Origin of the sequence: Muricauda sp. MAR_2010_75 (assembly GCF_000745185.1) — a bacterium.
In the GTDB taxonomy this organism is placed as follows: domain Bacteria; phylum Bacteroidota; class Bacteroidia; order Flavobacteriales; family Flavobacteriaceae; genus Flagellimonas.
Genome location: NZ_JQNJ01000001.1, coordinates 249,940 through 271,988, shown reverse-complemented (window position 1 = coordinate 271,988; position 22,049 = coordinate 249,940). Strand labels below are relative to the sequence as shown.

General features: G+C 42.2%; 23 protein-coding genes. 11 read left to right on the top strand and 12 right to left on the bottom strand.

Going from position 1 to position 22,049, the window contains the following annotated elements; translation table 11 throughout:
- Nucleotides 1–16: 16 nt before the first annotated feature.
- The 6 genes from FG28_RS01275 to pepT all read right to left on the bottom strand — a co-directional run bounded on the left by FG28_RS01275 (nucleotide 17) and on the right by pepT (nucleotide 5,988).
- The gene (locus tag FG28_RS01275) at nucleotides 17–1,852 is read right to left on the bottom strand and encodes an FAD-dependent oxidoreductase (RefSeq protein ID WP_036379266.1); all 1,836 of its coding nucleotides are present in this window, start codon (nucleotides 1,850–1,852) and stop codon (nucleotides 17–19) included.
- Nucleotides 1,853–2,366: 514 nt separating this feature from the next.
- Nucleotides 2,367–2,756, bottom strand: coding sequence for a RidA family protein (locus tag FG28_RS01270; protein ID WP_036379263.1), 390 nt, complete (start codon nucleotides 2,754–2,756; stop codon nucleotides 2,367–2,369).
- A gap of 26 nt (nucleotides 2,757–2,782) precedes the next feature.
- Nucleotides 2,783–3,535 carry a hypothetical protein gene (locus FG28_RS01265; protein ID WP_051947135.1) on the bottom strand — a complete coding sequence of 251 codons (753 nt, stop codon included), beginning with the start codon at nucleotides 3,533–3,535 and terminating at the stop codon, nucleotides 2,783–2,785.
- 12 nt (nucleotides 3,536–3,547) lie between these two features.
- Nucleotides 3,548–4,033, bottom strand: coding sequence for a MarR family winged helix-turn-helix transcriptional regulator (locus tag FG28_RS01260; protein ID WP_036379261.1), 486 nt, complete (start codon nucleotides 4,031–4,033; stop codon nucleotides 3,548–3,550).
- A gap of 132 nt (nucleotides 4,034–4,165) precedes the next feature.
- Nucleotides 4,166–4,756, bottom strand: coding sequence for a YdeI family protein (locus FG28_RS01255; RefSeq protein ID WP_036379259.1), 591 nt, complete (start codon nucleotides 4,754–4,756; stop codon nucleotides 4,166–4,168).
- 2 nt (nucleotides 4,757–4,758) lie between these two features.
- Nucleotides 4,759–5,988 carry a peptidase T gene (gene pepT / locus FG28_RS01250; protein WP_036379257.1) on the bottom strand — a complete coding sequence of 410 codons (1,230 nt, stop codon included), beginning with the start codon at nucleotides 5,986–5,988 and terminating at the stop codon, nucleotides 4,759–4,761.
- A gap of 137 nt (nucleotides 5,989–6,125) precedes the next feature.
- On the opposite strand from pepT, the gene FG28_RS01245 reads away from it, so the two are divergent.
- From FG28_RS01245 to FG28_RS01220, 6 genes are all read left to right on the top strand, one after another.
- A complete protein-coding gene (locus FG28_RS01245) occupies nucleotides 6,126–6,512 on the top strand; it encodes a hypothetical protein (RefSeq protein WP_197062534.1) in 387 nt (128 codons plus the stop codon).
- Nucleotides 6,513–6,566: 54 nt separating this feature from the next.
- Nucleotides 6,567–7,607: a quinone-dependent dihydroorotate dehydrogenase gene (locus FG28_RS01240; protein ID WP_036379255.1), complete on the top strand. Its 1,041-nt coding sequence runs from the start codon at nucleotides 6,567–6,569 to the stop codon at nucleotides 7,605–7,607.
- A 77-nt stretch (nucleotides 7,608–7,684) separates the two neighbouring features.
- Complete coding sequence (locus tag FG28_RS01235) at nucleotides 7,685–8,548, top strand: hydroxymethylglutaryl-CoA lyase (RefSeq protein ID WP_036379252.1); 864 nt, start codon at nucleotides 7,685–7,687, stop codon at nucleotides 8,546–8,548.
- A gap of 120 nt (nucleotides 8,549–8,668) precedes the next feature.
- Complete coding sequence (locus FG28_RS01230; RefSeq protein ID WP_036379250.1) at nucleotides 8,669–9,847, top strand: hypothetical protein; 1,179 nt, start codon at nucleotides 8,669–8,671, stop codon at nucleotides 9,845–9,847.
- Nucleotides 9,848–9,924: 77 nt separating this feature from the next.
- Entirely contained in the window at nucleotides 9,925–10,455 is a 531-nt protein-coding gene (locus FG28_RS01225; RefSeq protein WP_036379248.1) for an FMN-binding protein, read from the top strand.
- Nucleotides 10,455–10,949 (top strand): hypothetical protein, encoded by a 495-nt coding sequence (locus FG28_RS01220; RefSeq protein WP_036379247.1) that lies wholly within the window; start codon nucleotides 10,455–10,457, stop codon nucleotides 10,947–10,949. The genes FG28_RS01225 and FG28_RS01220 overlap by 1 nt, the downstream gene beginning before the upstream one ends.
- 5 nt (nucleotides 10,950–10,954) lie before the next feature.
- Here the strand turns inward: FG28_RS01220 and FG28_RS01215 are convergent, their stop codons facing one another.
- Entirely contained in the window at nucleotides 10,955–11,305 is a 351-nt protein-coding gene (locus tag FG28_RS01215) for a DUF6686 family protein (RefSeq protein WP_036379246.1), read from the bottom strand.
- 145 nt (nucleotides 11,306–11,450) lie between these two features.
- Here FG28_RS01215 and guaB point away from each other — a divergent pair, with 145 nt between their 5' ends.
- Complete coding sequence (gene guaB, locus FG28_RS01210) at nucleotides 11,451–12,923, top strand: IMP dehydrogenase (RefSeq protein ID WP_036379243.1); 1,473 nt, start codon at nucleotides 11,451–11,453, stop codon at nucleotides 12,921–12,923.
- 12 nt (nucleotides 12,924–12,935) lie between these two features.
- On the opposite strand, the gene FG28_RS01205 is transcribed toward guaB, so the two are convergent.
- The 3 genes from FG28_RS01205 to lysA all read right to left on the bottom strand — a co-directional run bounded on the left by FG28_RS01205 (nucleotide 12,936) and on the right by lysA (nucleotide 15,174).
- Nucleotides 12,936–13,451, bottom strand: coding sequence for a thioredoxin family protein (locus FG28_RS01205; RefSeq protein ID WP_036385969.1), 516 nt, complete (start codon nucleotides 13,449–13,451; stop codon nucleotides 12,936–12,938).
- A gap of 69 nt (nucleotides 13,452–13,520) precedes the next feature.
- Entirely contained in the window at nucleotides 13,521–13,934 is a 414-nt protein-coding gene (locus FG28_RS01200; RefSeq protein WP_036379240.1) for a DUF3995 domain-containing protein, read from the bottom strand.
- Nucleotide 13,935: 1 nt separating this feature from the next.
- Nucleotides 13,936–15,174 (bottom strand): diaminopimelate decarboxylase, encoded by a 1,239-nt coding sequence (gene lysA, locus FG28_RS01195; protein WP_036379239.1) that lies wholly within the window; start codon nucleotides 15,172–15,174, stop codon nucleotides 13,936–13,938.
- 161 nt (nucleotides 15,175–15,335) lie between these two features.
- On the opposite strand from lysA, the gene FG28_RS01190 reads away from it, so the two are divergent.
- The 4 genes from FG28_RS01190 to FG28_RS01175 all read left to right on the top strand — a co-directional run bounded on the left by FG28_RS01190 (nucleotide 15,336) and on the right by FG28_RS01175 (nucleotide 18,423).
- Complete coding sequence (locus FG28_RS01190) at nucleotides 15,336–15,974, top strand: LON peptidase substrate-binding domain-containing protein (protein WP_036379238.1); 639 nt, start codon at nucleotides 15,336–15,338, stop codon at nucleotides 15,972–15,974.
- Between the two features lie 129 nt (nucleotides 15,975–16,103).
- Nucleotides 16,104–17,297: an ADP-forming succinate--CoA ligase subunit beta gene (gene sucC / locus FG28_RS01185; RefSeq protein WP_036379236.1), complete on the top strand. Its 1,194-nt coding sequence runs from the start codon at nucleotides 16,104–16,106 to the stop codon at nucleotides 17,295–17,297.
- A 179-nt stretch (nucleotides 17,298–17,476) separates the two neighbouring features.
- A complete protein-coding gene (locus tag FG28_RS01180) occupies nucleotides 17,477–17,878 on the top strand; it encodes a hypothetical protein (RefSeq protein ID WP_036379233.1) in 402 nt (133 codons plus the stop codon).
- Nucleotides 17,879–17,997: 119 nt separating this feature from the next.
- Nucleotides 17,998–18,423, top strand: coding sequence for an Hsp20/alpha crystallin family protein (locus FG28_RS01175; protein ID WP_036379231.1), 426 nt, complete (start codon nucleotides 17,998–18,000; stop codon nucleotides 18,421–18,423).
- A gap of 105 nt (nucleotides 18,424–18,528) precedes the next feature.
- Here the strand turns inward: FG28_RS01175 and FG28_RS01170 are convergent, their stop codons facing one another.
- Both FG28_RS01170 and uvrB read right to left on the bottom strand, forming a co-directional pair.
- Nucleotides 18,529–20,064, bottom strand: coding sequence for a M20/M25/M40 family metallo-hydrolase (locus tag FG28_RS01170; RefSeq protein ID WP_051947134.1), 1,536 nt, complete (start codon nucleotides 20,062–20,064; stop codon nucleotides 18,529–18,531).
- Nucleotides 20,061–22,046: an excinuclease ABC subunit UvrB gene (uvrB, locus tag FG28_RS01165; RefSeq protein ID WP_036379229.1), complete on the bottom strand. Its 1,986-nt coding sequence runs from the start codon at nucleotides 22,044–22,046 to the stop codon at nucleotides 20,061–20,063. Before uvrB ends, FG28_RS01170 begins: the two co-directional genes overlap by 4 nt.
- Nucleotides 22,047–22,049: the final 3 nt, after the last annotated feature.

Here is a 22,049-nt window from a genome sequence, read left to right as displayed (position 1 = left end):
TTTTTGTAGAAACTTTTTAACCCATAGGTCCCATTACCAAGGCTTCCTCTCCAATTTCGAGTCGTTTACAGTTCTTTGAAAAACCGTCATTTTCTTTGGGAATATGGAAAGTTATATTTGACTCATCTGCCGCGGATTGAATGGGCAACCAACGATAGGGCAAGTCCAACTCAAGAGCCTTTGGGTTACGTAGTTTAAAAATGACATGGTCTCCTTTCTGATGTTCAAAATTTGCTGACTTCGCAAATTTCAATTCAATCGTCTGGTCATTTATCGTATTCTTCGCTATGAGTTTTACAACTCTGTTGTCTAAATACATCTCTCCATCAGTTTCAGCCCAGATTTTATCCTTGCTCATTTGTAAGGCAGCTAAAAAACCTCCTGTAATGCTTCCCTCAAAACCGCCTCCTGGAAACGCCCATGCTGATGCAAAATACAAGTTTGGAATCAAGAAGTTGTTTCTCAATCGCTTGGTGCCAGATTGTTCCAAGGTTTGGGCGAAACCATAAACCGACCCACTTGGATTCGAGGTGTATTGTTGAACCGTTTTGGGTGTTGCCACTTCGTGGTATTCAATAAGATCACGGATTCCCGGAAATTGTTTTTCTAAACGCTGCAATAATACTTGGGCTACCTCTTCCTTTTTTGCCTTGTAATCTTCTTTATTTAAATTTTCCCAGTCTTTCAGATAGTCCACTGCACAGATGACACCTGCAGATTTGTTTGGTGGCGCCAGTTGGGCATCAATCTGACCATAATCCACAAAAATAAAGCTGCGTTTTGACCAATCACCCACGTGATTGGGTTTCACATCTTTTAAGGACTTCACGCCCTCGCCCGGAATATAATTTGAATAGTGTTTTACACCCAAGCTACCCAATTCTGCTTTAAAGCCAAGATATATGCACAGTAGGGAGCAAGAATGGGTTTTACTCTTTATTTTTTGTTGAAGGACAGTTGCATGGGGTTCATCCAACATTGATGGCACCAAAGGGATGGCGCAATTTGCCACGACATTATCGCATGTAATGGTTACAGGTTCCAAACTTTTATTAAAACTATCGCGGAAAGTAACCCCCGTTACCCGGCCATTTTGTGTAACGATTTTCTCTACTTTTTTCCCTAATAAAACTTGACCACCATTCTTCTCTATAAATGTGGCAAAATGGTTGGAAAGCTGTTGAGAACCACCTTTTACAAAGTGCCCACCATTTCCCACAAAGCCCGAGAGTGGTAAGCCAAAATAGAACATAGATAATGTATATGGATCATCGCCCCAGTAGACAATATGCGCTACGAGGTCCAGTTTGGCTTTTTCGTTGGTGATATACTTGTCCAGCCAAGTTCCAACTGTATGTTTCGAAGCCTCCACCAAATTTGGGTAAAGCAATGGTATCAAGGGGTAAATTAGCTTTCGTTTTAAAGGCGAACGGGGCAGACTGAGGGCGTCCTTTCGTATGCCGGCTATCAATTTCATAAACCGCTTGATACCTTTTTCCTCATCTGGATATTTGTTGATGAGTGCTTTAGTGGCTGTATCAAAACCATGCGGAAATACAAACGTATCTTTGTTTGAATGCACTGCATAGAATTCAGGTACTTTCAAAAACTGAACCTCTTTGTTAACATCCAGCATGTCAAATATTCGAAACATTGAACCATTTTCTACCAAGCCACTCATTTCATGCAGTCCGACTTCAATCATTAAGTCACCCCGTTTAAATGAGGTGGCACAGCCCCCCGGTTTGTAGTGTTGTTCCACCAAAAGGACTTTTTTACCGAATTTTGATAGGGTGGCTCCAGCGGTCAATCCAGCTAAGCCACCTCCAATAATAACCGTATTGTATCTCATTGTCAAAGAGTATATTGTATTGATAATTAAGTGATTAAAAATTGAAATTATCGAATTACAGTCAATTGTGCCATGATGATTATCATGATACGGGACTAATTTTGGAAAGCAGGAGTGTTGCGAAAAGAAAATCTAAGGGTAAAGAATAATTTATCTTAAACCAAAACTTGAAATAAAATTTCATTTTTCAGCTTTAAAGACTAAAATTATAGGTCTTGTATTAAGTACAATCAAAAAGGATATGAATCACTTCGGTTCTGCACCGTAAAAAGTGATTTATATTCAACAATATCTACTTGCGGGTAGACATTGGTGAAGTTAACCGTTTTTGGCTGAAAAATCCAGATAGCATTGATGGGATACTATCATTGTAAGCATATGGTGAGCGCCTATTCTGGGATGCCGGCCAAAATCAATTTACAAATACCGAAGCCAATGCGCATTTAGGGAATGAATACCATAATGGATGGGAGTTGCCGCAGGTGCGTTAAGCTTCGCATAGGTATTGCCAAAGTCATTTTTGCATAATAGCATCCACTTCTATCTCTATTAACCAATCCGGATTAATAAAGCGGGACACCTGCATAACGGTATCCACTGGTTTAATCGTCCTAAAATAGCGCGCTTTGACGTCCGCAGCAATTTTCCAATCCTCAATATTGGTCAGAAGCATACGGGTTCTTACCACGTCGTTTAAGCTGGAGCCCGCTTTTTCCAAAGCTATTTTAATGGTTTTCAGACATTGCTCTGTTTGCAAAGCTATATCGCCTACCCCAACAGTATTTCCATTAGTATCCAATGGAGCTGTACCCCCTATGGAAATATACGGACCAACCCGTACTGCACGACTAAACCCTATAATATCCTCATAGGGACTTCCACTGGATATCAATACTCTTTCCATAATTATACATTGTTAGAGAACTAAAGCTATTCACTTTTTATCTTTCGCATTTGTTCATTGGCTTTCTTGAAGATACCACGTATTACATTGCCATTGGAGGATTCTTCTTCAAGAGTTTCTGGGTTCCATTGACTTCGTTCTGTGGCAAAGAAATCCCCACCATAAATATGAAGTCCACCAGTAAATCTCTGAAGGGGGTTGGTAACGGAGTGAATGGCATTTGTATGAAGGGTGGCAACATCGCCTGCAAACAAACATCGTACATCATCGGCTTCCAGTTCATTGTTTTGACGTTCCCATAAAATATTGTCTTCCCGCCCTGTATAGATGCCTATGTTGGCCCACATTTTATGATTATGGGGCATAAGATTCATTTGAGGTGTCCATGTTGCGGCAAAAATGGTAAGTTCCTCGGAACGTAAGAACACCTTTAAACCCGCTTCTTTTGGTTCACCGATGGCTTTGAGCATGGCCGTAGGGTTGGAAACCCCTTTTTTTAAAACCTCCTTGACAGCTTCTTGTGGGTTGGAGTCTTTATTGGCTTCCACACAATCTTCAATGAATTTTTGCATTTCCGATAGCTCCTTTTCCTTGACCGGAATTATTCGCTCGCCATGATCTAGAGCATCTTGAGGCACTTCTGTAATGGCAGCGGACATAAAAGAAGGGAGTGTGGTAAAACTAAGACCCAACCCTATGGTCCTAATCATTCCGCGTCTTGATAACTCCAAAGCATTTGGTTTTTTATTGAGGCTTTTTTCATTTTTAATGTTGGACATAGTGGTAGTTTTTTACGGTTTGGTGTATTCATTATAAAAGCGTTCATTCAAAGGAATTTCCTTTAATGCTGTTTCAATGGCATCAAGATGGTTAAGTATTGAAAGATCTCCATTTAGCAGCTGGTGAATGGCATGTTCGCAGCTGGCCCATATTCGTTCCAATTCTGGGATAAGTTCCAAGGATTTTTGGGTGAGCTTAATGTTTTGTTTCCTTTTATCACTCGGGTCCTTTTCAGAAACCAGATATCCTTTTGCTGTCATCTTTTTGAGCATAACCACTGTGGATGGATGTGTATAGCCCAACTGTTCGGCTATTTCAACCATTGTTTGAGCTTGGTTCGTTCTCAACAGTTTAAAGACCAAATGCCAACTTGGTTCAAGGTCCATATCAATTTGTTTGAAAAATTTTCTTGTATCATGATGCATTCGTTCACTAATGCGTTTAAATCTGTTGTCCAGTGCTTTATAGCCAAGTTCTTTGATGAAATCTCTTGCCATTCTTTATAGTTTATGGTAAAAATATAAATAATAATTAGATAACTACATAGTTGACTACATAATTAAATGAAATTTTTCAAAATCTAGGACAAATTGATGCATATTCCCAAAGAGTTAATGGATGGGATTGCCCTATCGATACGCATCATTCAACCCCACACCTTTCTTGATCATGGGGAGGATTTTTTCCAATCGTCGTAGTTTGGTGGCCTCTTGTTTGGCTTCGGCAATATATTCGCAGAATTCTTTTTGTTTGTAGGGGGTAAAGGTTGCAAAAGCGGTTTTTAGCGCGGTGTTCTTTGCCAATTCAGCTCGCAATAATTCAGGAATGGCAACTTTTTTAGTTTTTTCAGCCTTTACTTCCAGCCCTCTTTTTTGGTTGTCCAAGGCTTCGTTCATGTAGGCCAACACCGCTTTGTCATCTATTTCTTCCAGCGATTGGAATTTCCAGTGACGCATGCCCTTAGTTTTGCCCTCCTGTGCATTTTCCAGCACTTTTTTGGGGTCTTTCAAAAACACGCCATTAAAAAACCACACGCCAAAATGATGTTTGAACTTACAAATCCCGAAAACATTCTTGCCATTTAGGGTGTACACGGGAATACTCCATTTAAAATCCTCTGCAGCTTCGGTTTTTAGGGCAATTTCTCGCAGATGGGCAATGCCTTCTTTAAAGGGATGTTGCTTTTGGTAGTAGGCCGCTAATTTTTCGGATTTTTCCACAACTACTTGATTTGACTGGCTGTAAGTTCGCAAATTTTAACGATTACCTTTACCGCTTTCTCCATACTTTCCAAAGGAACATATTCATATTTCCCATGAAAATTGTGGCCTCCCGCAAAAATATTGGGGCAGGGCAATCCCATAAAACTCAATTGGGAGCCATCCGTCCCTCCACGGATGGGTTTAATAATAGGTTCAATCCCGAGTCGTTTCATGGCCTCCTCCGCAATTTCAACTATATGGAAAACAGGTTCCACTTTTTCACGCATGTTCCGGTACTGATCTTCAATGTCAAGGGTAATGTGGTCCCCGTATTTTTTAATGAGTTTTTCCGTGATGTCTTCCAGCATTTCTTTTCGGGCCTTAAAATGAATGGCATCATGATCCCGGATAATGAGCTCAATTTCCGCTTTTTCAATTTCACCCTTGAGTTTGTGCACATGGAAAAAGCCTTCCATTCCAGAAGTGTGTTCCGGAACTTCCCTTGGTGGCATAAGGCTTAAAAATTCGTTGGCAATGCCAATGGCATTCACCATTTTGTTTTTGGCATAACCCGGGTGTACACTCTTGCCGGTAATGATAATTTTGGCCTTGGCGGCATTGAAATTCTCGAATTCCAGTTCGCCCACTTGGCTTCCGTCCATGGTGTAAGCCCAATCGGCCCCAAACTTTTTTACATCAAACTTATGTGCACCTCTTCCAATTTCTTCATCTGGGGTAAAGGCAATCCGAATTTTACCATGTTTGATCTCTGGGTGTTGCACCAAATATTCCATGGCCGTAACAATCTCGGCAACCCCTGCTTTATCATCGGCACCCAGTAGTGTATTGCCATCTGTGGTGATCAGGGTTTGCCCTTCATATTGGCGCAAATCCTCAAAATAATCCGGGGAAAGCACAATGTTCTTGTTCTTGTTCAGCACAATGTCCTTACCATCATAATTTTTTACAATCTGGGGTTTCACATTTCTTCCGCTGAAATCTGGCGACGTATCTATATGCGAAATAAAACCAATGGTGGGCACTTTTTTGTCCACCTTACTGGGCAAGGTGGCCATGATGTAGGCATTTTCATCAATGGAAACTTCCTGCATACCGATTTGGTGCAGTTCCATTACTAATTTTTTGGCAAGGTCCCATTGCTTTTCCGTACTCGGCGTGGTTTTGGAATACGGGTCGCTCTGGGTATCGGTGGTTACATAGTCTAGAAATCGGGGTAGTAGTTGCTCCATGTTAGATGTGCATTTTGTCAAAAATAATGCTTATTCAATAGCGATTTTAATGAAGAAAACACTTTTACTATTATCTTTCGTTGTTTTTGTAAACCCCATACGACTTGAAAGCGGCTGTTTTTTGTCTTTTTTTGATATTGAATTTTTCGATTTTTGCTCAACAGGAGTGCCTTCTTGGTGTTGGGGGAAGGGATGACGGAACCATTGCTGAAGTTTTTCAACTTAACGAAGAACAGTTGGAAAGCTTGAGAAATTGGAGTGCCGAGCTCAAAATCAGAAATGAGATTTTACAGAACCAAGCTGAATATCTACTAAAAAAGCATGAAGAAAGCTCTCCAGAGGAGCTTATGAGAGTCTCTATGGAGTATAAGGGTATTTTGGACAGCATGAAGCAAAACGTTCGGATGATGGACAAAAGATTGTTGTCCATCCTAAATCCCAAACAATACGAGTTCTATGTGGAATTGTGCAATAAGCTTACCTTGCGTCCTATCCATATAAACAGGTCTGTTGACGAAAAATGAATCTTTTCCCGAAAACTGTTTTAAGAGTTTTTATTTTTGTCCAAAATCTGTTGAATGTATAAAATTCTCATTCGTCCAATCCTTTTTTTATTAGACGCTGAAGCAGCACATCATTTTTCTTTTTGGGCCATTGGGGTGCTTTCAAAACTGGGGTTTGGTCCCTTGTTCCGAAAGGCATTTGAAGTAAAGGACCCCAAGTTGGAACGGGAGGTTTTTGGGTTGAAATTCAAAAATCCGGTTGGACTTGCCGCTGGATTTGACAAGGACGCCAAGCTGTACAACGAATTTTCAAATTTTGGTTTTGGTTTTGTTGAAATTGGAACATTAACCCCTAAACCACAAGCGGGGAATCCCAAAAAACGCTTGTTCCGATTGCGGGCAGATAAGGCCATCATCAACCGAATGGGATTCAACAACAAAGGTGTTTTTGAAGCTGTGGAGCAGTTGAAAAAGGAGCACCGGGTGATTATTGGGGGAAACATCGGAAAAAACAAGGTAACACCCAATGAGGAAGCCATAAAGGATTATCTTATTTGTTTTGAGGCGCTTTACGAGCATGTGGACTATTTTGTGGTAAATGTGAGCTCGCCCAACACGCCGGGACTTCGGGAGCTTCAGGACAGGAAACCATTGACCAATCTGCTCAAAAAGTTAAAACGACAGAATAGTAAACAGTCCAAAACACTTAAACTCAAGGAAAAACCTATTCTTTTAAAAATTGCTCCCGATCTTACCGATGCCCAACTCATGGATATTATTGGTATTGTAAAGGAGACTGAAATTGACGGGGTTATTGCAACCAACACCACCATATCCAGAACTGATCTAAAGACGCCGCTTTTTAAAACGGAGGAAAGGGGAGGTCTCAGCGGTAAACCTTTGGCAAAAAGAAGCACAGAGGTCATTCGGTTTTTGGCCGAAAAGAGCAACAAGGCATTTCCCATCATTGGAGTGGGGGGCATACATTCACCGGAAGATGCTTTGGAGAAATTGGAGGCGGGCGCGGATTTGGTCCAACTCTACACCGGGTTTATCTATGAAGGTCCAGGTCTCATTAAAAAAATCAACAAAGCCCTTTTGGAAGGTAAACCATAACTGCTATCAAAGTACTGGTCCAAGGGTAATTTTAGCTATTGCCATCAGATAAATAATGGTAATTTTACGGTCGGCCTATGTCAAAGATCAAACTCATAGAATGTCCACGGGATGCCATGCAAGGCATAAAAACCTTTATTCCCACTGCCGAAAAGGCGAGGTACATCCAATCGCTTTTGGGCTGTGGTTTTGATACCATCGATTTTGGCAGTTTTGTGTCTCCCAAGGCTATTCCACAAATGCAGGATACTGCAGAAGTTTTGGACCGGTTGGACCTTTCCAAGACCAAGAGCAAACTTTTGGCGATTGTGGCCAACATTAGGGGCGCTCAAGATGCCTGCCAGCATAAAGCTATTGACTATCTGGGGTTTCCTTTTTCCATTTCCGAGAACTTTCAGATGCGGAATACCCATAAGACCATTGCACAATCCGTGGAAACTTTGGAAGGAATATTGGAATTGGCCAATACCCACAACAAGGAAGTGGTTACCTATATTTCCATGGGATTTGGCAATCCGTATGGAGACCCTTGGGATGTTGAAATTGTAGGGGAGTGGACCGAAAAGTTGGCGGCCATGGGCACCACGATTTTATCGCTCTCAGACACCATTGGGAGCTCCACGCCAGAGGTTATTGATTATTTGTTCTCCAATCTTATTCCAAAATATCCAGAGATTGAATTTGGGGCCCATTTGCACACCACGCCCAGTAAATGGCATGAAAAAGTGGATGCCGCCTACAAGGCAGGATGCCGTCGGTTTGATGGGGCTGTACAGGGATTTGGCGGATGCCCCATGGCCAAGGATGAACTTACGGGCAACATGCCCACCGAGAAAATGTTGTCATACTTCACAACAACAAAAACCGATACGGGTGTAAACTGGATGGTTTTTGAAGCAGCTTACAACAAGGCCACTGAACTTTTTTCAGTGTATCACTAGTTTTTTATAAAAAGCAGGGGTATAAATGTTAAATATTAAAATTTATTTAAACTAAGTCTAAATAAATTTGGATGGTTTGGGAGGTGAAAATATATTTGCCGCACAATTACTCAAACAATCATGAAACAACTTACTATTCTATTGGCACTTTTGTGCTCCACTTTTGCCTTTGCACAGACAAAAACAGATTCCATTCAACTCGATCCTCAGAAACAAATCAACGCCGCACAGCGTTTACTTTCGGGTAATTATGCTTCGGCAGTGACCGTTGGGGCCTATGGCGAAATGCTGTACAATCAGCCAGAAGCTCAAAATGGGGAACTGGATGTACAGCGATTGGTTTTACTTTTTGGATACAGATTTGATGACCGTACCCAGTTTGTAACGGAAGTTGAATTTGAACACGTGGAGGAAGTCTTTGTGGAACAAGCTTTTGTAAACTATAATGCCGCTCCTAATTTAAACATACGAGGTGGTTTAATGTTGGTTCCCATGGGTATCATCAATGAATTCCACGAACCGACAACCTTTAATGGTACCGAGCGTCCAGCAATGGACAATGCCATTGTGCCCACTACCTGGCGGGAGCTTGGAGTAGGGGTAACGGGAAGATTCAACTCCATTTCTTTGGGCTATCAGGCCTATTTGTTCAACGGATTTAAATCCACAGAAGCTGATGGTGAAGGTGGTGTTGCCGGAAAATTGAGCGGTTCCAGTGGACTGCGGGGTGGTAGACAGAAAGGGATTCAATCTACGATTGACAGCCCAAACCTATCCACAAAATTGGATTATTATGGCATTCCAGGTCTTCGATTGGGCTTTTCAACCTACTTTGGTCGTACCCAAGCTGAGGACGATGTGGAACAGTTTGATGGTGCTGATATTGGTATCGCCATGTTTGGTTTGGATGCGCGTTATGCGTACCAAAAGTTTACTGCCCGTGGACAATTTATCCACGCTTCACTTTCAGATACGGATGACTACAACAATTTAACCGGAAGCAATCTTGGAAGTGCCTTGCAAGGCTGGTACCTGGAAGGGGCCTATAACGTACTTCCCGTAGGGAACCGCCAAAAATTGTTTGCCTTTTGTAGATATGAAACCTTTAACACTCATGCCGATACTGATGGCATCTTAACCGCAAACGAAGCCTATGATAGAACCGATGTCACTACCGGTTTAACCTACCATATTGCACCTGGGGTAGTTGTGAAGGGTGATTATCAGTTTAGAAGCAATGCAGCGGACGATGCTGATGTGGCAGACCGCCTAAATTTTGGTATAGGGGTTTGGTTCTAAAACCTTATAGCTAGGTCTCAATAGGATAAATCCCTCGGTTTTTATTCCTATTGAGTCTAAATTAATATATTTGGCGTATGAAACTGGGAAAATCAATATCTCTGGTACTTGGCTTGTTTGTGCTGTTTGCGTTTTCACTTCCGAAAGAGGTAAACAAAAGGGTCTTGAAAGAGGTTGAAAAAACCTTTGAAGTATCGGATTTTACCTTAGAGCCCATTACAGTTTCAAAAGAATTGAATGCCGAGCTCCCGGCTAAGGTTTCTGGGGAAAATTTATTCCGCATTCAGGCTGGTCAATCCGTTTTGGGCTATGCGTTTGCGGATCAGGCACCCAGCAAGACAGCCGTATTTGATTATTTGGTGTTGTTCAATGAGAATGTAGAGGTCATCCATACTAAAGTATTGATTTACCGCGAAGAATATGGCGGTGAGATTGGCAGCAAGCGCTGGTTAAAGCAATTTTTAGGAAAAACTGGAGGAGATCGTGTTGACAGCGACACCAATATCGACGTCATTTCCGGAGCCACCATTTCAGTAAACTCAATGACCAAGGCTATGGATAACCTTTTTCAGACTATCGGGGTACTTCAGCAAAACGGAAAACTGTAATGGAGTATAATGGACTGCTACCCCGTTTTCCTAGCGAAATCCGACTTTTTATCGCAACGTTTGTGATTATTCTTTCAGTTGGATTTTTTACTGGACTGCTGTTCATTAAAGAAACCGAATCCACCACCCCGGCAGGAATAGAGGAGAATTATTTGGGGAATGAAGAGGATGAGGAAGCGGAAGTGATGAAGTTCAAAAAGGGTGACCGGGAAATGCTTACCATTGTGCACACCCACATACTTTCCATGTCCCTAATTTTCTTTTTGTTGGGTGGATTGGTCTGGATGACCCACTGCTCCAAAAAATGGAAGCTTTTCTTGTCGATAGAACCTTTTCTGTCCGTTATTTTGACTTTTGGAGGAATTTACCTGATGTGGAAGGGCATTTCATGGTTCAAGTATATCGTCATCTTTTCCGGGGTTTTAATGACGCTCACATTTACAGGCTCTGCCGCTTTGGTAGTATGGCAGTGTCTGAAACCGATCAGAAAATAATAGCTTTAATTTTCTATAAATCGGTAATCGATATCCTGATATTCCAAAAATTTAATATGTGGTTTTTTGAAGGATAATAACTGCAGTATTTCATGGACTTCTTCCTTGTTCACCAAGATAATAAAGTGCTTTTTCCCAACTGAAATTGGAATTTTCCGTTGTTGTGTCCAATGTTTCAGTTGATTTTCCCAATAGGGGATATCAATTTCACCCACGTATTCTTTAAAAGCTTCCAACTCCCACTCATACAATTCAAAACAAAGATTGTTGAAGATCAGTTGAAAGAGTTTGGTTTTGTCACAAAAGGTCAATAAACCGTTCTTGGATTGACTCAAAATATGTAAGGAACTGCACATTAAATCAGAATTTGGAACAAATATATTAATTATTTATAATAAGTCTAAATAAAAATAAATTGATTGTGTTTCAATCGAAACAAAGGAAGGAATAGAAATCAATTAAAATAGTGGTATATTTGCACGCAATTAATCCGTAATTGCAATGGAAGCCCACCTAAATAAAATTGTTGGCGAAGGACTTACTTACGATGATGTCCTACTTGTGCCAGCGTATTCCGAAGTACTCCCAAGAGAAGTCAACATTCAGTCCAAATTTACACGGAACATTACCATTAATGTGCCCATCGTTTCAGCGGCCATGGACACGGTAACCGAATCGCGTATGGCCATAGCCATGGCGCGTGAAGGGGGTATTGGTGTACTGCACAAGAACATGACCATTGAGCAACAGGCCATGAAAGTACGTAAGGTAAAGCGAGCGGAAAGCGGTATGATCATGGACCCTGTGACCCTTCCATTGGAATCTGTGGTGGGCGATGCCAAGGCCAACATGCGTGAGCATAGTATTGGTGGGATTCCCATTATTGACAAAAACAAGAAGTTGTTGGGCATTGTCACCAATCGTGACCTTCGCTTTGAGAAAAATGATAGCCGACCTATTGCAGAGGTGATGACCTCAGAAAATTTGGTCACCGTTGCTGAAGGCACCTCATTACAACAAGCTGAAGTGATCCTTCAAAAAAATAAGATTGAAAAGCTTCCCGTGGTTAATGACAAAGATGAGTTGATCGGACTAATTACCTTTAGGGACATCACCAAATTGACCCAAAAGCCCATAGCCAACAAAGACCAATATGGACGTTTGCGGGTTGCTGCCGCAGTGGGCGTAACGGCGGATGCAGTGGATAGGGCAGGAGCTTTGGTAGCCGCTGGTGTGGATGCCGTTATCATTGACACGGCGCATGGGCACACCAAAGGTGTGATCAGTATTTTAAAGGAAGTCAAAAAGAATTATCCTGAGTTGGAAGTGGTTGTCGGTAACATTGCTACCGCCGAAGCTGCCAAGTATTTAGTGGAGGCCGGTGCAGATGCCGTCAAGGTGGGAATTGGACCAGGCTCCATTTGTACCACCCGTGTGGTTGCGGGAGTGGGTTTCCCACAGTTCTCCGCAGTGTTGGAAGTGGCCGCAGCCATAAAAGGTTCAGGAGTTCCCGTGATTGCCGATGGCGGAATACGATATACCGGGGATATCCCCAAAGCGCTAGCAGCCGGAGCCGATACCGTTATGCTGGGTTCATTGTTGGCCGGTACCAAGGAATCTCCCGGAGAGACCATCATTTATGAAGGGCGAAAGTTCAAATCCTATCGTGGAATGGGTTCAGTGGAAGCCATGAAGCAGGGAAGCAAGGACCGTTATTTCCAAGATGTGGAGGATGATATCAAAAAATTAGTACCTGAAGGGATTGTGGGGCGTGTGCCTTACAAAGGTGACCTTTACGAAAGTATGCACCAGTTTATTGGTGGACTCCGTGCCGGAATGGGTTATTGTGGCGCCAAAGATATTGAGGCCTTAAAGGAAAACGGTCGTTTTGTGAAGATTACCTCCAGCGGTATCCATGAAAGTCATCCGCACGATGTGACCATCACCAAAGAAAGCCCAAATTATAGTAGGTAAGTAAAGGGGAAATTATTTTCCAGCATACGTCTGCCAGTCCTTATCCTTGTAGATATTGTCTCCAAAATAACGGGCAATTTGTAGAAATGGTTCCACTTTTTGATACCCGGGAACAGGAGAGAGCATATTCAATTGTTCATCCAAGAAGACCACAGTAGGGTAGCTCATTTTACCCTGCAAAAGGGCAGCGGCCAGTTCATGATAGCCCCTTCTTCCAGAAGGTACAAACTTGAAGGTCTTTCCTTGGTATTCTATAGGGTCTTTGCCTTCGGCATCCAACTTCACCATATAGAAATTGTCCTGCATGTATTTGGAAACATCAGGATGTTGAAACGTATCCTTATCCATTTTTTTGCACCAGCCACACCAATCCGTGTATACATCAATGAACATTTTCTTGGGTTGAGCATCGGTTTGGGAAAGTTCCACGGCTTCTTCCCAAGAAATCCAAGTAATATCTTGGGCCTGGGATTGAAATCCTACGAGAAGTAGAAAAAATAAACTGATTTGGGTAAAAATTGCGCGCATAGTTCCTGTTTTTAGGACATTGGTCGTCCTATCCATACAAAAATAACGAAAATTGTGCCAGAAAAGTATCTATCCCAAAAACTCCAAAATAAAGATGACTGCTCCTAAAAGTAGACATAGCGGCGAATAATAACGCGTGTCCAGAGCCGAAAATTTACTGTTCTTGGCAGTTTTGAAAAAACCAATGTATTTAAAATCCCCAAAAGCCCGCAAAATAAAAATGATTCCGATGGCCAGAGGGACATAGCTTAGCCAAGGCCTGTCCACATAAAAAAGAATTTTGTTGATAAAGATAAACGCAAAAAACAGCAGTATGATACCTACCAAAACCGCCATTAGTTTTCCTGGGGATTTCACTTTACCACTGTCCGTTTTCGTAGGTAGTACCGCTTCTGGTTCCTTAATCCCAAAAATGGCCCAATAGAAATGAAGTCCGGCCAAAAAAATAAAAACAATGGAAAGTAATAGGGAAATGATTTCCATCCTATTTTACCGCCTCTTTTTGGGGCACCTCAAACAGTTCTTTTACATCAACTTGATTCCTCAAGATATCATCAAAAGTTTCCCGCTCGCGAATCAAATGGGCCTTACCATTGTACCAAAGTACCTCTGCTGGTCGGAATCTGGAGTTGTAATTGCTGGCCATGGTGAAGCAGTAAGCACCCGCATTTCGGAAACAAAGAATATCACCTTCCGAAATTTCATTGATCCTACGGTTACTACCAAACGTATCGGTTTCACAGATATACCCTACTACCGAGTAGTACCGCTCCCTTCCTTTAGGATTGGAGATATTGATGATCTCATGGTTGGAACCGTAGAGCATAGGGCGAATCAAATGGTTGAATCCGGAATCTATGCTGGCAAACACCGTGGAGGTGGTTTGTTTAACCACATTTACCTTGGCCAAAAAGTACCCTGCTTCACTCACCAAAAACTTACCGGGTTCAAATGCCAAGGTCAGGCTTTTGCCATATTCCTCACAGAATTGGTTGAAACGGGTGGTCAATTTTTTGCCCAGTTCTTCAATGTTGGTCTGAATATCGCCAGCTTTATAGGGAACCTTGAAGCCACTTCCAAAATCAATGAATTCCAAATCCTTGAAGTTTTTGGCGGTTTCAAACAATATTTCAGAAGCGTACAGGAACACATCAATGTCCAGAATATCGCTTCCAGTGTGCATGTGGATGCCATTGATGTTCATGTTGGTCAATTCCACAATACGCAACAAATGTGGAATTTGATGGATGCTGATTCCAAATTTAGAGTCAATATGCCCCACAGAAATTTTGGAATTCCCTCCAGCCATTACATGCGGATTAATGCGAATGCAAACAGGAATATCAGGATGCTTGCTGCCAAACTGTTCCAAAATGGAGAGGTTGTCAATATTAACCTGAACGCCAAGAGCTGCAGCTTCCTCTATCTCTTCCAAAGAAACTCCATTGGGCGTGTAAATGATGGACTCCGGTTTAAATCCGGCCATGAGCCCCAGTTTTACTTCTTGAATGGAAACCGTGTCCAGACCGCTGCCCAAATGGTTCATCAGCCTAAGAATGCTTATGTTTGACAGTGCTTTGGCGGCATAATTCAAGCGTAGTTGGGGTACACCTTCAAAAGCTTTCGTCAATCTTTGGTATTGCGAAGCGATTTTGTCGGCATCATATACGTAGAGCGGAGCACCAAACTGCTCCGTTAATTTTATCAGGTCTTTGGAGTTCATTGCGTTTAGTCTTTCGCGCAAATCTACTGGAAGTACGTGGGTTCTACAAGAATAAAAAACAAAATCATTTATTTGTAACAAATTGTTTTAAAACCAACAATCCAAAATAATGGTACTTGCTCCTTTGCATTTGGGATTGTACATTTAGGGAAACTTCAACAATGAAATTACCTCTATTTCCCTTGCAGTCGGTTTTTTATCCGGGAGAAACGGTCCCTCTTCATATTTTTGAGGAGCGCTATAAACAGTTGATCAATGACTGTAGAAGGGAGGCCATTACCTTCGGGATTCCAGTTTTTATCAACAATACCATGACCTATGGAACTGAAGTGCAGTTGGTTGAAGTGGTCAATACATACAAGAACGGTGAAATGGATGTCGTATGCGTGGGGAGACAAGTCTTTAAAGTGCTTTCCTTTGAACAACAGATGAACGGTAAATTGTATTCTGGTGGAGAAGTGGAGTTTATGGATGTTGAAAACGATGCAGACGAAGACCTTCGGGAAGAAGTGTTACAGAAAGTTGAGGTATTATACGACCTTATGGATGTGCCCTTTACCAAAACTTCACCAAAACAGTTCAACAGCTACGCCTTGGCCCACAAAATGGGACTTTCCTTTGAGCAGGAATACGAGTTGCTCCAGATTCCCAAGGAGAAAGACCGGTTATTGTACATCAAGGAACATTTAGATTCCACAACATCGTTGCTAAGCCAGGTGAACCGTACCAAGGCTGTCATTGAAATGAACGGTCACTTCAAAAATTTTGACCCTCTGGACTTTGAGGATTTTAAAATATAGCAGAAGATTTGTTGCGAAATAAGCCCTCGTTGCATAAGGTGGGTGTGTTGGGAGCAATTATTCCTTTTTCACCTTCTATTTGTCGATGGGGTTTTCTATTTTTGTCGGCAAACAAAAGTTAATTCACAGATGAATCTTCACGAATATCAAGGAAAAGAAATTTTGGCCAGCTTTGGGGTTAGGATCCAACGAGGAATCGTGGCCCGAAACGCAAAGGAAGCGGTAGATGCCGCTAAACAATTGACGCAGGAAACCGGAACCGGTTGGCATGTTATAAAAGCTCAGGTGCATGCCGGAGGCCGTGGTAAAGGTGGAGGTGTTAAGTTGGCCAAAAACTTGAAAGAAGTGGAAGAGTTGGCAGGGAACATCATAGGAATGAACCTGATTACGCCGCAAACATCTGCTGAAGGAAAAAAAGTACATCAAGTGTTGGTGGCCGAAGATGTCTACTATCCTGGAGATAGCGAAACCAATGAATTTTATATGTCCGTGTTGTTGAACAGGGGCACTGGAAGAAATATGGTGATGTACTCCACTGAAGGAGGGATGGACATTGAGGAAGTTGCCGAAAAGACCCCACATTTGATTTTTACCGAAGAAATTGACCCTGCGACTGGACTCTTACCGTTCCAAGCGAGACGAATCGCTTTTAATTTAGGACTGTCTGGCACCGCATTTAAGGAGATGGTGAAGTTTGTTTCAGCCTTGTACAAAGCTTATGAACAAAGTGATGCCAGTCTTTTTGAAATTAATCCAGTATTGAAGACATCAGACGATAAAATCATGGCTGTGGATGCCAAGGTTTCCATTGACGATAATGCCCTTTACCGCAGAAAGACCTATGCCGAAATGCGGGACCTTCGCGAGGAAAACCCCATTGAGGTTGAAGCCCGTGAGGTGGGATTGAACTATGTGGATTTGGACGGAAACGTAGGTTGCATGGTAAACGGAGCCGGATTGGCCATGGCCACCATGGATTTGATCAAGATGGCTGGAGGCGAACCTGCAAACTTCTTGGATGTAGGAGGTACCGCAGATGCCAAAAGGGTTGAAGAAGCGTTCCGCATTATTTTAAAAGATCCAAATGTGAAAGCGATATTGATTAATATATTCGGAGGTATTGTGCGTTGCGATCGTGTGGCGCAGGGTGTTGTGGATGCCTATAAGAATATGGGTGATGCCATTAAAGTACCAATTATTGTCCGACTTCAAGGTACCAATGCCGAATTGGCCAAAGAGATTATCGATAACTCTGGATTGGCAGTACACTCCGCAGTACAGTTCCAAGAAGCTGCAGATAAAGTAAAAGAGGTTTTGAGTTGATAATCAATTCCCTTGCCTCATAAAAAGGCAACGTTACTGTAACGTTGCCTTTTTTTATTCCAATACTTATGCGTAAAGACCTTATTTGGATGGGCCACACAAAAAATCAGGGTTCCTTAATGTACTAAAATGGGATGTTTTGGAGTTATCTATACTAAAGTTGCACCAAAACCAAACCTATGGGCACCTACGAGGAAAAATTGAGTATCCTTTCCGAAATGATTGCTTTTGCAAGGGTAGACCATTCCCTAAAGGATTCGGAATATGGTTTTTTACTCAAGGTAGCCTCAAATTTAGGTATAGATAGAGCAACTTTTGAGGGCCTTTTAAAGGAAAAGTCCCCCAAAGTAATTTTAAAATCCCAAGCCGAACGCATCGTTCAGTTTCATAGATTGTTATTGTTGATGAATGTGGACCAGCATCAACATAAAAAAGAAGTGGATACCTTGTATAATATTGGCCTTAGAATGGGGCTCCCACCCGCCGCGATAAGTCAGGTCTTGCAGGTCATGCACAACTATCCCGATAACGTCATTCCGCCAAATGTGCTGATTAACATCTTCAAGGCACATTACAATTAATGTCATTTTGACATAATATTTTGTTAAAAACATGTCATATCGACATGATTTTTGTATTGGTATATGATTTGCCCATACCATGGTGATTTAGAAGTTTAACCATATAAAAAATAAAAGCCATGAGTTTAGTAAAAAGAAACAACATGTTTTTTCCGTCCTTGATGAACGATTTTATGGGACCCGATTGGTTTGGTGGATCAGAAAAGTGGAATACTTCTGTTCCCGCCGTAAATATTAAGGATAATGAAAAGAATTTTGAATTGGAATTAGCTGTTCCTGGTGTAAAGAAAGATGATTTTTCCGTTGAAGTGGACAATGATGTTTTGACCATTTCCAGCGAGATGAAATCAGAAAACGAAGAAACAAAGGAAAACTATACCAGAAAGGAATTTTCGTATTCTTCCTTCAAAAGGGCCTTTACATTGCCGGACACCGTAGACGGTTCTAAAATCGATGCGAAGTACGAAGATGGAATATTGAAATTGACCTTGCCCAAAAAGCAAGAAGCATTGCCAAAACCAAAACGATTGATCTCAATCGGATAACACGAAATAAAGAAGACACCAACTTAGGTGTTTCATGATGGTTGATTAGTTGGTTAGTTTGATTGCGCGCTCCCGCAGTAATGCAGGAGCGCGCTTTCGTTTTGTTTAGTCCATAGGTTCTGTCAATACTGCCAAACAGGACATAATACCTTCCAAATAATTACCAATCCGTAGATTTTCATTTGGCGAATGAATACTGTTATCGGGATTGGGAATGCGCAAGGCGACTCCAGGGACCCCAAGCGTATTGATAAAAGGAGCAATGGGCTGGGACCCACCAGTAGTTCGCATGTTCACAAATTTATCATTAAAGAGACGGGTCATGGCACGGTTCAACATGCTGCCCATGGAAGAATCAAAGTCGGTACGGAAAGGTTTGGACCCCAGTTTGTAGGTGAACGATGCCAATTTAGGATATGTTGCACGCTCCTCATCCGTGGGAATGGAATCCACCAAGTGAAATCCGTAATCCACGATGTATTGTTTTAACGATTCCATTAACCGTTTTCCATCAGATTCAGGAACCAGTCGCATATCAATCTCCGCAACAACTTCTGATGGAATTATGGTCCGAACTTCTTTCTTCACCCACGCAGCTTTTAGGCCTCTAACATTCAAAGTGGGGTATTGCAAAGCTTCTTGGTAAGTCTCTCCGACTTTGTCGGGTTGAAAAATACCAAGTTCCATTTTTATATCGTCTAGGTCTTCTGGAACTTGATTGAGTTTTTCCTTTTCGCTTTCAGTAAGGTTGATACCCTCATAAAATCCTGGAATCTGCACAAGACCATGTTCATTTTTAAGGGAACCCAGCAATCGGGAGGCCTCAAAAACCGGATTGGGGGCGAAATTTCCATATTGCCCACTGTGTAGGGGGGTTTTTGCACCAAAAACAGTCAGAGTTGCTGTTGCAATACCGCGGGCCCCGTAGGTCAGTGTGGGCCAGTTGGAGAGATGACGTGTTCCGTCCATAATTAGGATACCATCGGCGGAAAGAAGGTCTCGAAATTTTTCAACTACTTCGGGAAGGTCCGGAGAACCCAATTCCTCCTGAAAATCCATAATGACTTTAAGGTTGTGTTCTGGGGTTTTGCCTAGATTTTCCAATATGCGCAATGCAGAAATAAAGGCCATGGCAGGTCCTTTAGAGTCTGAGGCTGATCGAGCAAAAATCCGCCAATCCATATTCAATGGTATTTTGTTGGGGGCATACGAAATGATTTCCCATTCGCCATCCGTGGTTTGTTGCTTCACGACGGGAAGGTAAGGGCTAGGTTGATGCCATTCCGTGGAATCCACAGGTTGGCCATCAATCTGCATGTAAAACAGTAGGGTCTTTGTATTCTTTGGATACTTCTTTTCAGCAAGGAGTAGGGGAGCTCCATTGGTCTCCAAACGCTGGGTTTCAAAACCGATTTCCGAAAAAATGGTGATGCAGCGTTCTAAATTGGCCTCAATTTGTTCAGGATAATTTCCATCATTCGGAATTTTTAGAAAATCCATTAGATTTTCTAAGGCATTGGGCAATGCTTTTTTTGAAGCAGTTTCAATCTGTTCCTTAGTTAGCTTTTGGGCATGTATGCCCATGACCAACAACAGATTGAACAAGGTGGTCAGAAAGAAGGTACGTTTTATGGCTGTCATGATTCTTGGAGTGATTTTATTTCATCACGTAATTTAGCAGCTTCCATAAAGTTGAGTTCCTTGGCTGCTTTTTCCATCGCCTTCCGTTTTTCCCGAATCAACTTTTCCCGTTGGTCTTCGGTAATATATGCTAAATCGGGTTCCGCAGCTCTAAGCTCTTCTTTTTGAAAGTGGTAAGTAGAAACCGAATTTTTGGCCAAGGCACTATCCAGACTTTTGTTCAATGCAGTTGGTGTAATATTATTTTCTTGGTTGTAGGCCAATTGCTTTTCCCGTCGATAATTGGTTTCATCAATGGTCTTTTGCATACTCTCCGTGATGGTATCGGCATACATAATCGCCTTTCCGTTCAAGTTTCGAGCTGCACGACCCACGGTTTGGGTCAAGGAACGGTTGCTTCGTAAAAACCCTTCTTTATCAGCATCCAAAATGGCAACTAGCGAAACTTCGGGCAAATCCAGTCCTTCCCGCAATAGGTTTACACCAATCAAGACATCAAATAATCCTTTTCGTAAATCTTGCATGATTTCCACCCGCTCCAAGGTATCCACATCACTGTGAATGTAACGGCATCGTACATCGATTCGGGCCAAATACTTTGCAAGTTCCTCTGCCATACGTTTGGTCAAGGTGGTCACCAATGTACGTTCATCCAGTTCCACTCGCTGTTGGATTTCCTCCACCAAATCATCAATTTGGTTGGCACTTGGCCGCACTTCAATAATAGGGTCCAAAAGACCAGTTGGTCGAATCACCTGCTCCACATAAACGCCTTGGCTCAATTCCAATTCGTAATCAGCTGGAGTGGCACTTACATAAATCACTTGATTTTGGAGCGTCTCAAACTCTTCAAACTTGAGCGGTCGGTTGTCCATGGCGGCTGGCAGTCGGAAACCATATTCCACCAAATTTTCTTTTCGCGAGCGGTCACCTCCGTACATAGCATGAACTTGGGGGATGGTTACGTGACTTTCATCAATGATCATCAAGTAATCATCTGGGAAATAATCCAGCAAACAGAAGGGTCTTGTTCCTGGCTCACGACCATCCAGATAACGGGAGTAGTTTTCAATCCCTGAGCAATAGCCCAATTCTCGAATCATCTCCAAATCAAAATTGGTACGTTCTTCCAGTCTTTTGGCTTCCAAGGGTCGACCTATCTCCTTAAAGTAGTCTATTTGTTTGACCAAATCATCCTGAATTTGATGAATGGCGTTTTGAAGTACATCTGGTGAGGTCACGAACATATTGGCAGGGTAAATGTTCAGCGAATCATAGATTTCGATGACTTTGTTGTTGAAGGGATCCAAGGCCTCTATTTCCTCAATCTCATCCCCAAAAAAGTGGATACGGAAGGCGTGATCTGCATAACCTGGAAACACATCCACCACATCTCCCTTTACCCTAAAATTTCCATTTCTGAAATCTGCTGTGGTTCTGGAATACAAACTTTGAACAAGTTGTTTCAGGAATTTTGTTCGAGAGATAACCTGATCTCTATGGATTGAAATCACATTCTTTTGAAACTCCACCGGGTTTCCTATACCATACAAGCAAGATACTGAAGCAACCACCAAGACATCCCTTCTGCCGGAAAGGAGAGAGGAGGTGGCACTCAACCGCAATTTTTCAATATCCTCATTGATGGAAAGGTCTTTTTCAATATATAATCCGCTGGAGGGAATATAGGCTTCAGGTTGGTAGTAATCGTAATAAGACACAAAGTATTCCACCGCATTTTTTGGAAAAAACTGCTTGAACTCGGAATACAACTGGGCAGCCAAGGTTTTGTTGTGGGCCAATACCAAAGTGGGTCGTTGTACAGATTCCATCACATTGGCCACGGTAAATGTTTTTCCTGAACCTGTGACTCCCAGAAGGGTTTGATGCCGGTCGCCCGCTTCTATACCTTCCACCAATTGTTTGATGGCCTGCGGCTGGTCGCCAGTCGGTTTGAACTCTGATACTACCTGAAATTTCATTTG

Excerpts from the sequence above, each read along its gene's own strand:
- FG28_RS01275 (WP_036379266.1), bottom strand. The coding sequence starts at position 1,852 with ATGAGATACAATACGGTTATTATTGGAGGTGGCTTAGCTGGATTGACC.
- FG28_RS01270 (WP_036379263.1), bottom strand. The coding sequence starts at position 2,756 with ATGGAAAGAGTATTGATATCCAGTGGAAGTCCCTATGAGGATATTATA.
- FG28_RS01265 (WP_051947135.1), bottom strand. The coding sequence starts at position 3,535 with ATGTCCAACATTAAAAATGAAAAAAGCCTCAATAAAAAACCAAATGCT.
- FG28_RS01260 (WP_036379261.1), bottom strand. The coding sequence starts at position 4,033 with ATGGCAAGAGATTTCATCAAAGAACTTGGCTATAAAGCACTGGACAAC.
- pepT (WP_036379257.1), bottom strand. The coding sequence starts at position 5,988 with ATGGAGCAACTACTACCCCGATTTCTAGACTATGTAACCACCGATACC.
- FG28_RS01240 (WP_036379255.1), top strand. The coding sequence starts at position 6,567 with ATGTATAAAATTCTCATTCGTCCAATCCTTTTTTTATTAGACGCTGAA.
- FG28_RS01235 (WP_036379252.1), top strand. The coding sequence starts at position 7,685 with ATGTCAAAGATCAAACTCATAGAATGTCCACGGGATGCCATGCAAGGC.
- FG28_RS01230 (WP_036379250.1), top strand. The coding sequence starts at position 8,669 with ATGAAACAACTTACTATTCTATTGGCACTTTTGTGCTCCACTTTTGCC.
- FG28_RS01225 (WP_036379248.1), top strand. The coding sequence starts at position 9,925 with ATGAAACTGGGAAAATCAATATCTCTGGTACTTGGCTTGTTTGTGCTG.
- FG28_RS01220 (WP_036379247.1), top strand. The coding sequence starts at position 10,455 with ATGGAGTATAATGGACTGCTACCCCGTTTTCCTAGCGAAATCCGACTT.
- FG28_RS01215 (WP_036379246.1), bottom strand. The coding sequence starts at position 11,305 with ATGTGCAGTTCCTTACATATTTTGAGTCAATCCAAGAACGGTTTATTG.
- guaB (WP_036379243.1), top strand. The coding sequence starts at position 11,451 with ATGGAAGCCCACCTAAATAAAATTGTTGGCGAAGGACTTACTTACGAT.
- FG28_RS01205 (WP_036385969.1), bottom strand. The coding sequence starts at position 13,451 with ATGCGCGCAATTTTTACCCAAATCAGTTTATTTTTTCTACTTCTCGTA.
- FG28_RS01200 (WP_036379240.1), bottom strand. The coding sequence starts at position 13,934 with ATGGAAATCATTTCCCTATTACTTTCCATTGTTTTTATTTTTTTGGCC.
- lysA (WP_036379239.1), bottom strand. The coding sequence starts at position 15,174 with ATGAACTCCAAAGACCTGATAAAATTAACGGAGCAGTTTGGTGCTCCG.
- FG28_RS01190 (WP_036379238.1), top strand. The coding sequence starts at position 15,336 with ATGAAATTACCTCTATTTCCCTTGCAGTCGGTTTTTTATCCGGGAGAA.
- sucC (WP_036379236.1), top strand. The coding sequence starts at position 16,104 with ATGAATCTTCACGAATATCAAGGAAAAGAAATTTTGGCCAGCTTTGGG.
- FG28_RS01180 (WP_036379233.1), top strand. The coding sequence starts at position 17,477 with ATGGGCACCTACGAGGAAAAATTGAGTATCCTTTCCGAAATGATTGCT.
- FG28_RS01175 (WP_036379231.1), top strand. The coding sequence starts at position 17,998 with ATGAGTTTAGTAAAAAGAAACAACATGTTTTTTCCGTCCTTGATGAAC.
- FG28_RS01170 (WP_051947134.1), bottom strand. The coding sequence starts at position 20,064 with ATGACAGCCATAAAACGTACCTTCTTTCTGACCACCTTGTTCAATCTG.
- uvrB (WP_036379229.1), bottom strand. The coding sequence starts at position 22,046 with ATGAAATTTCAGGTAGTATCAGAGTTCAAACCGACTGGCGACCAGCCG.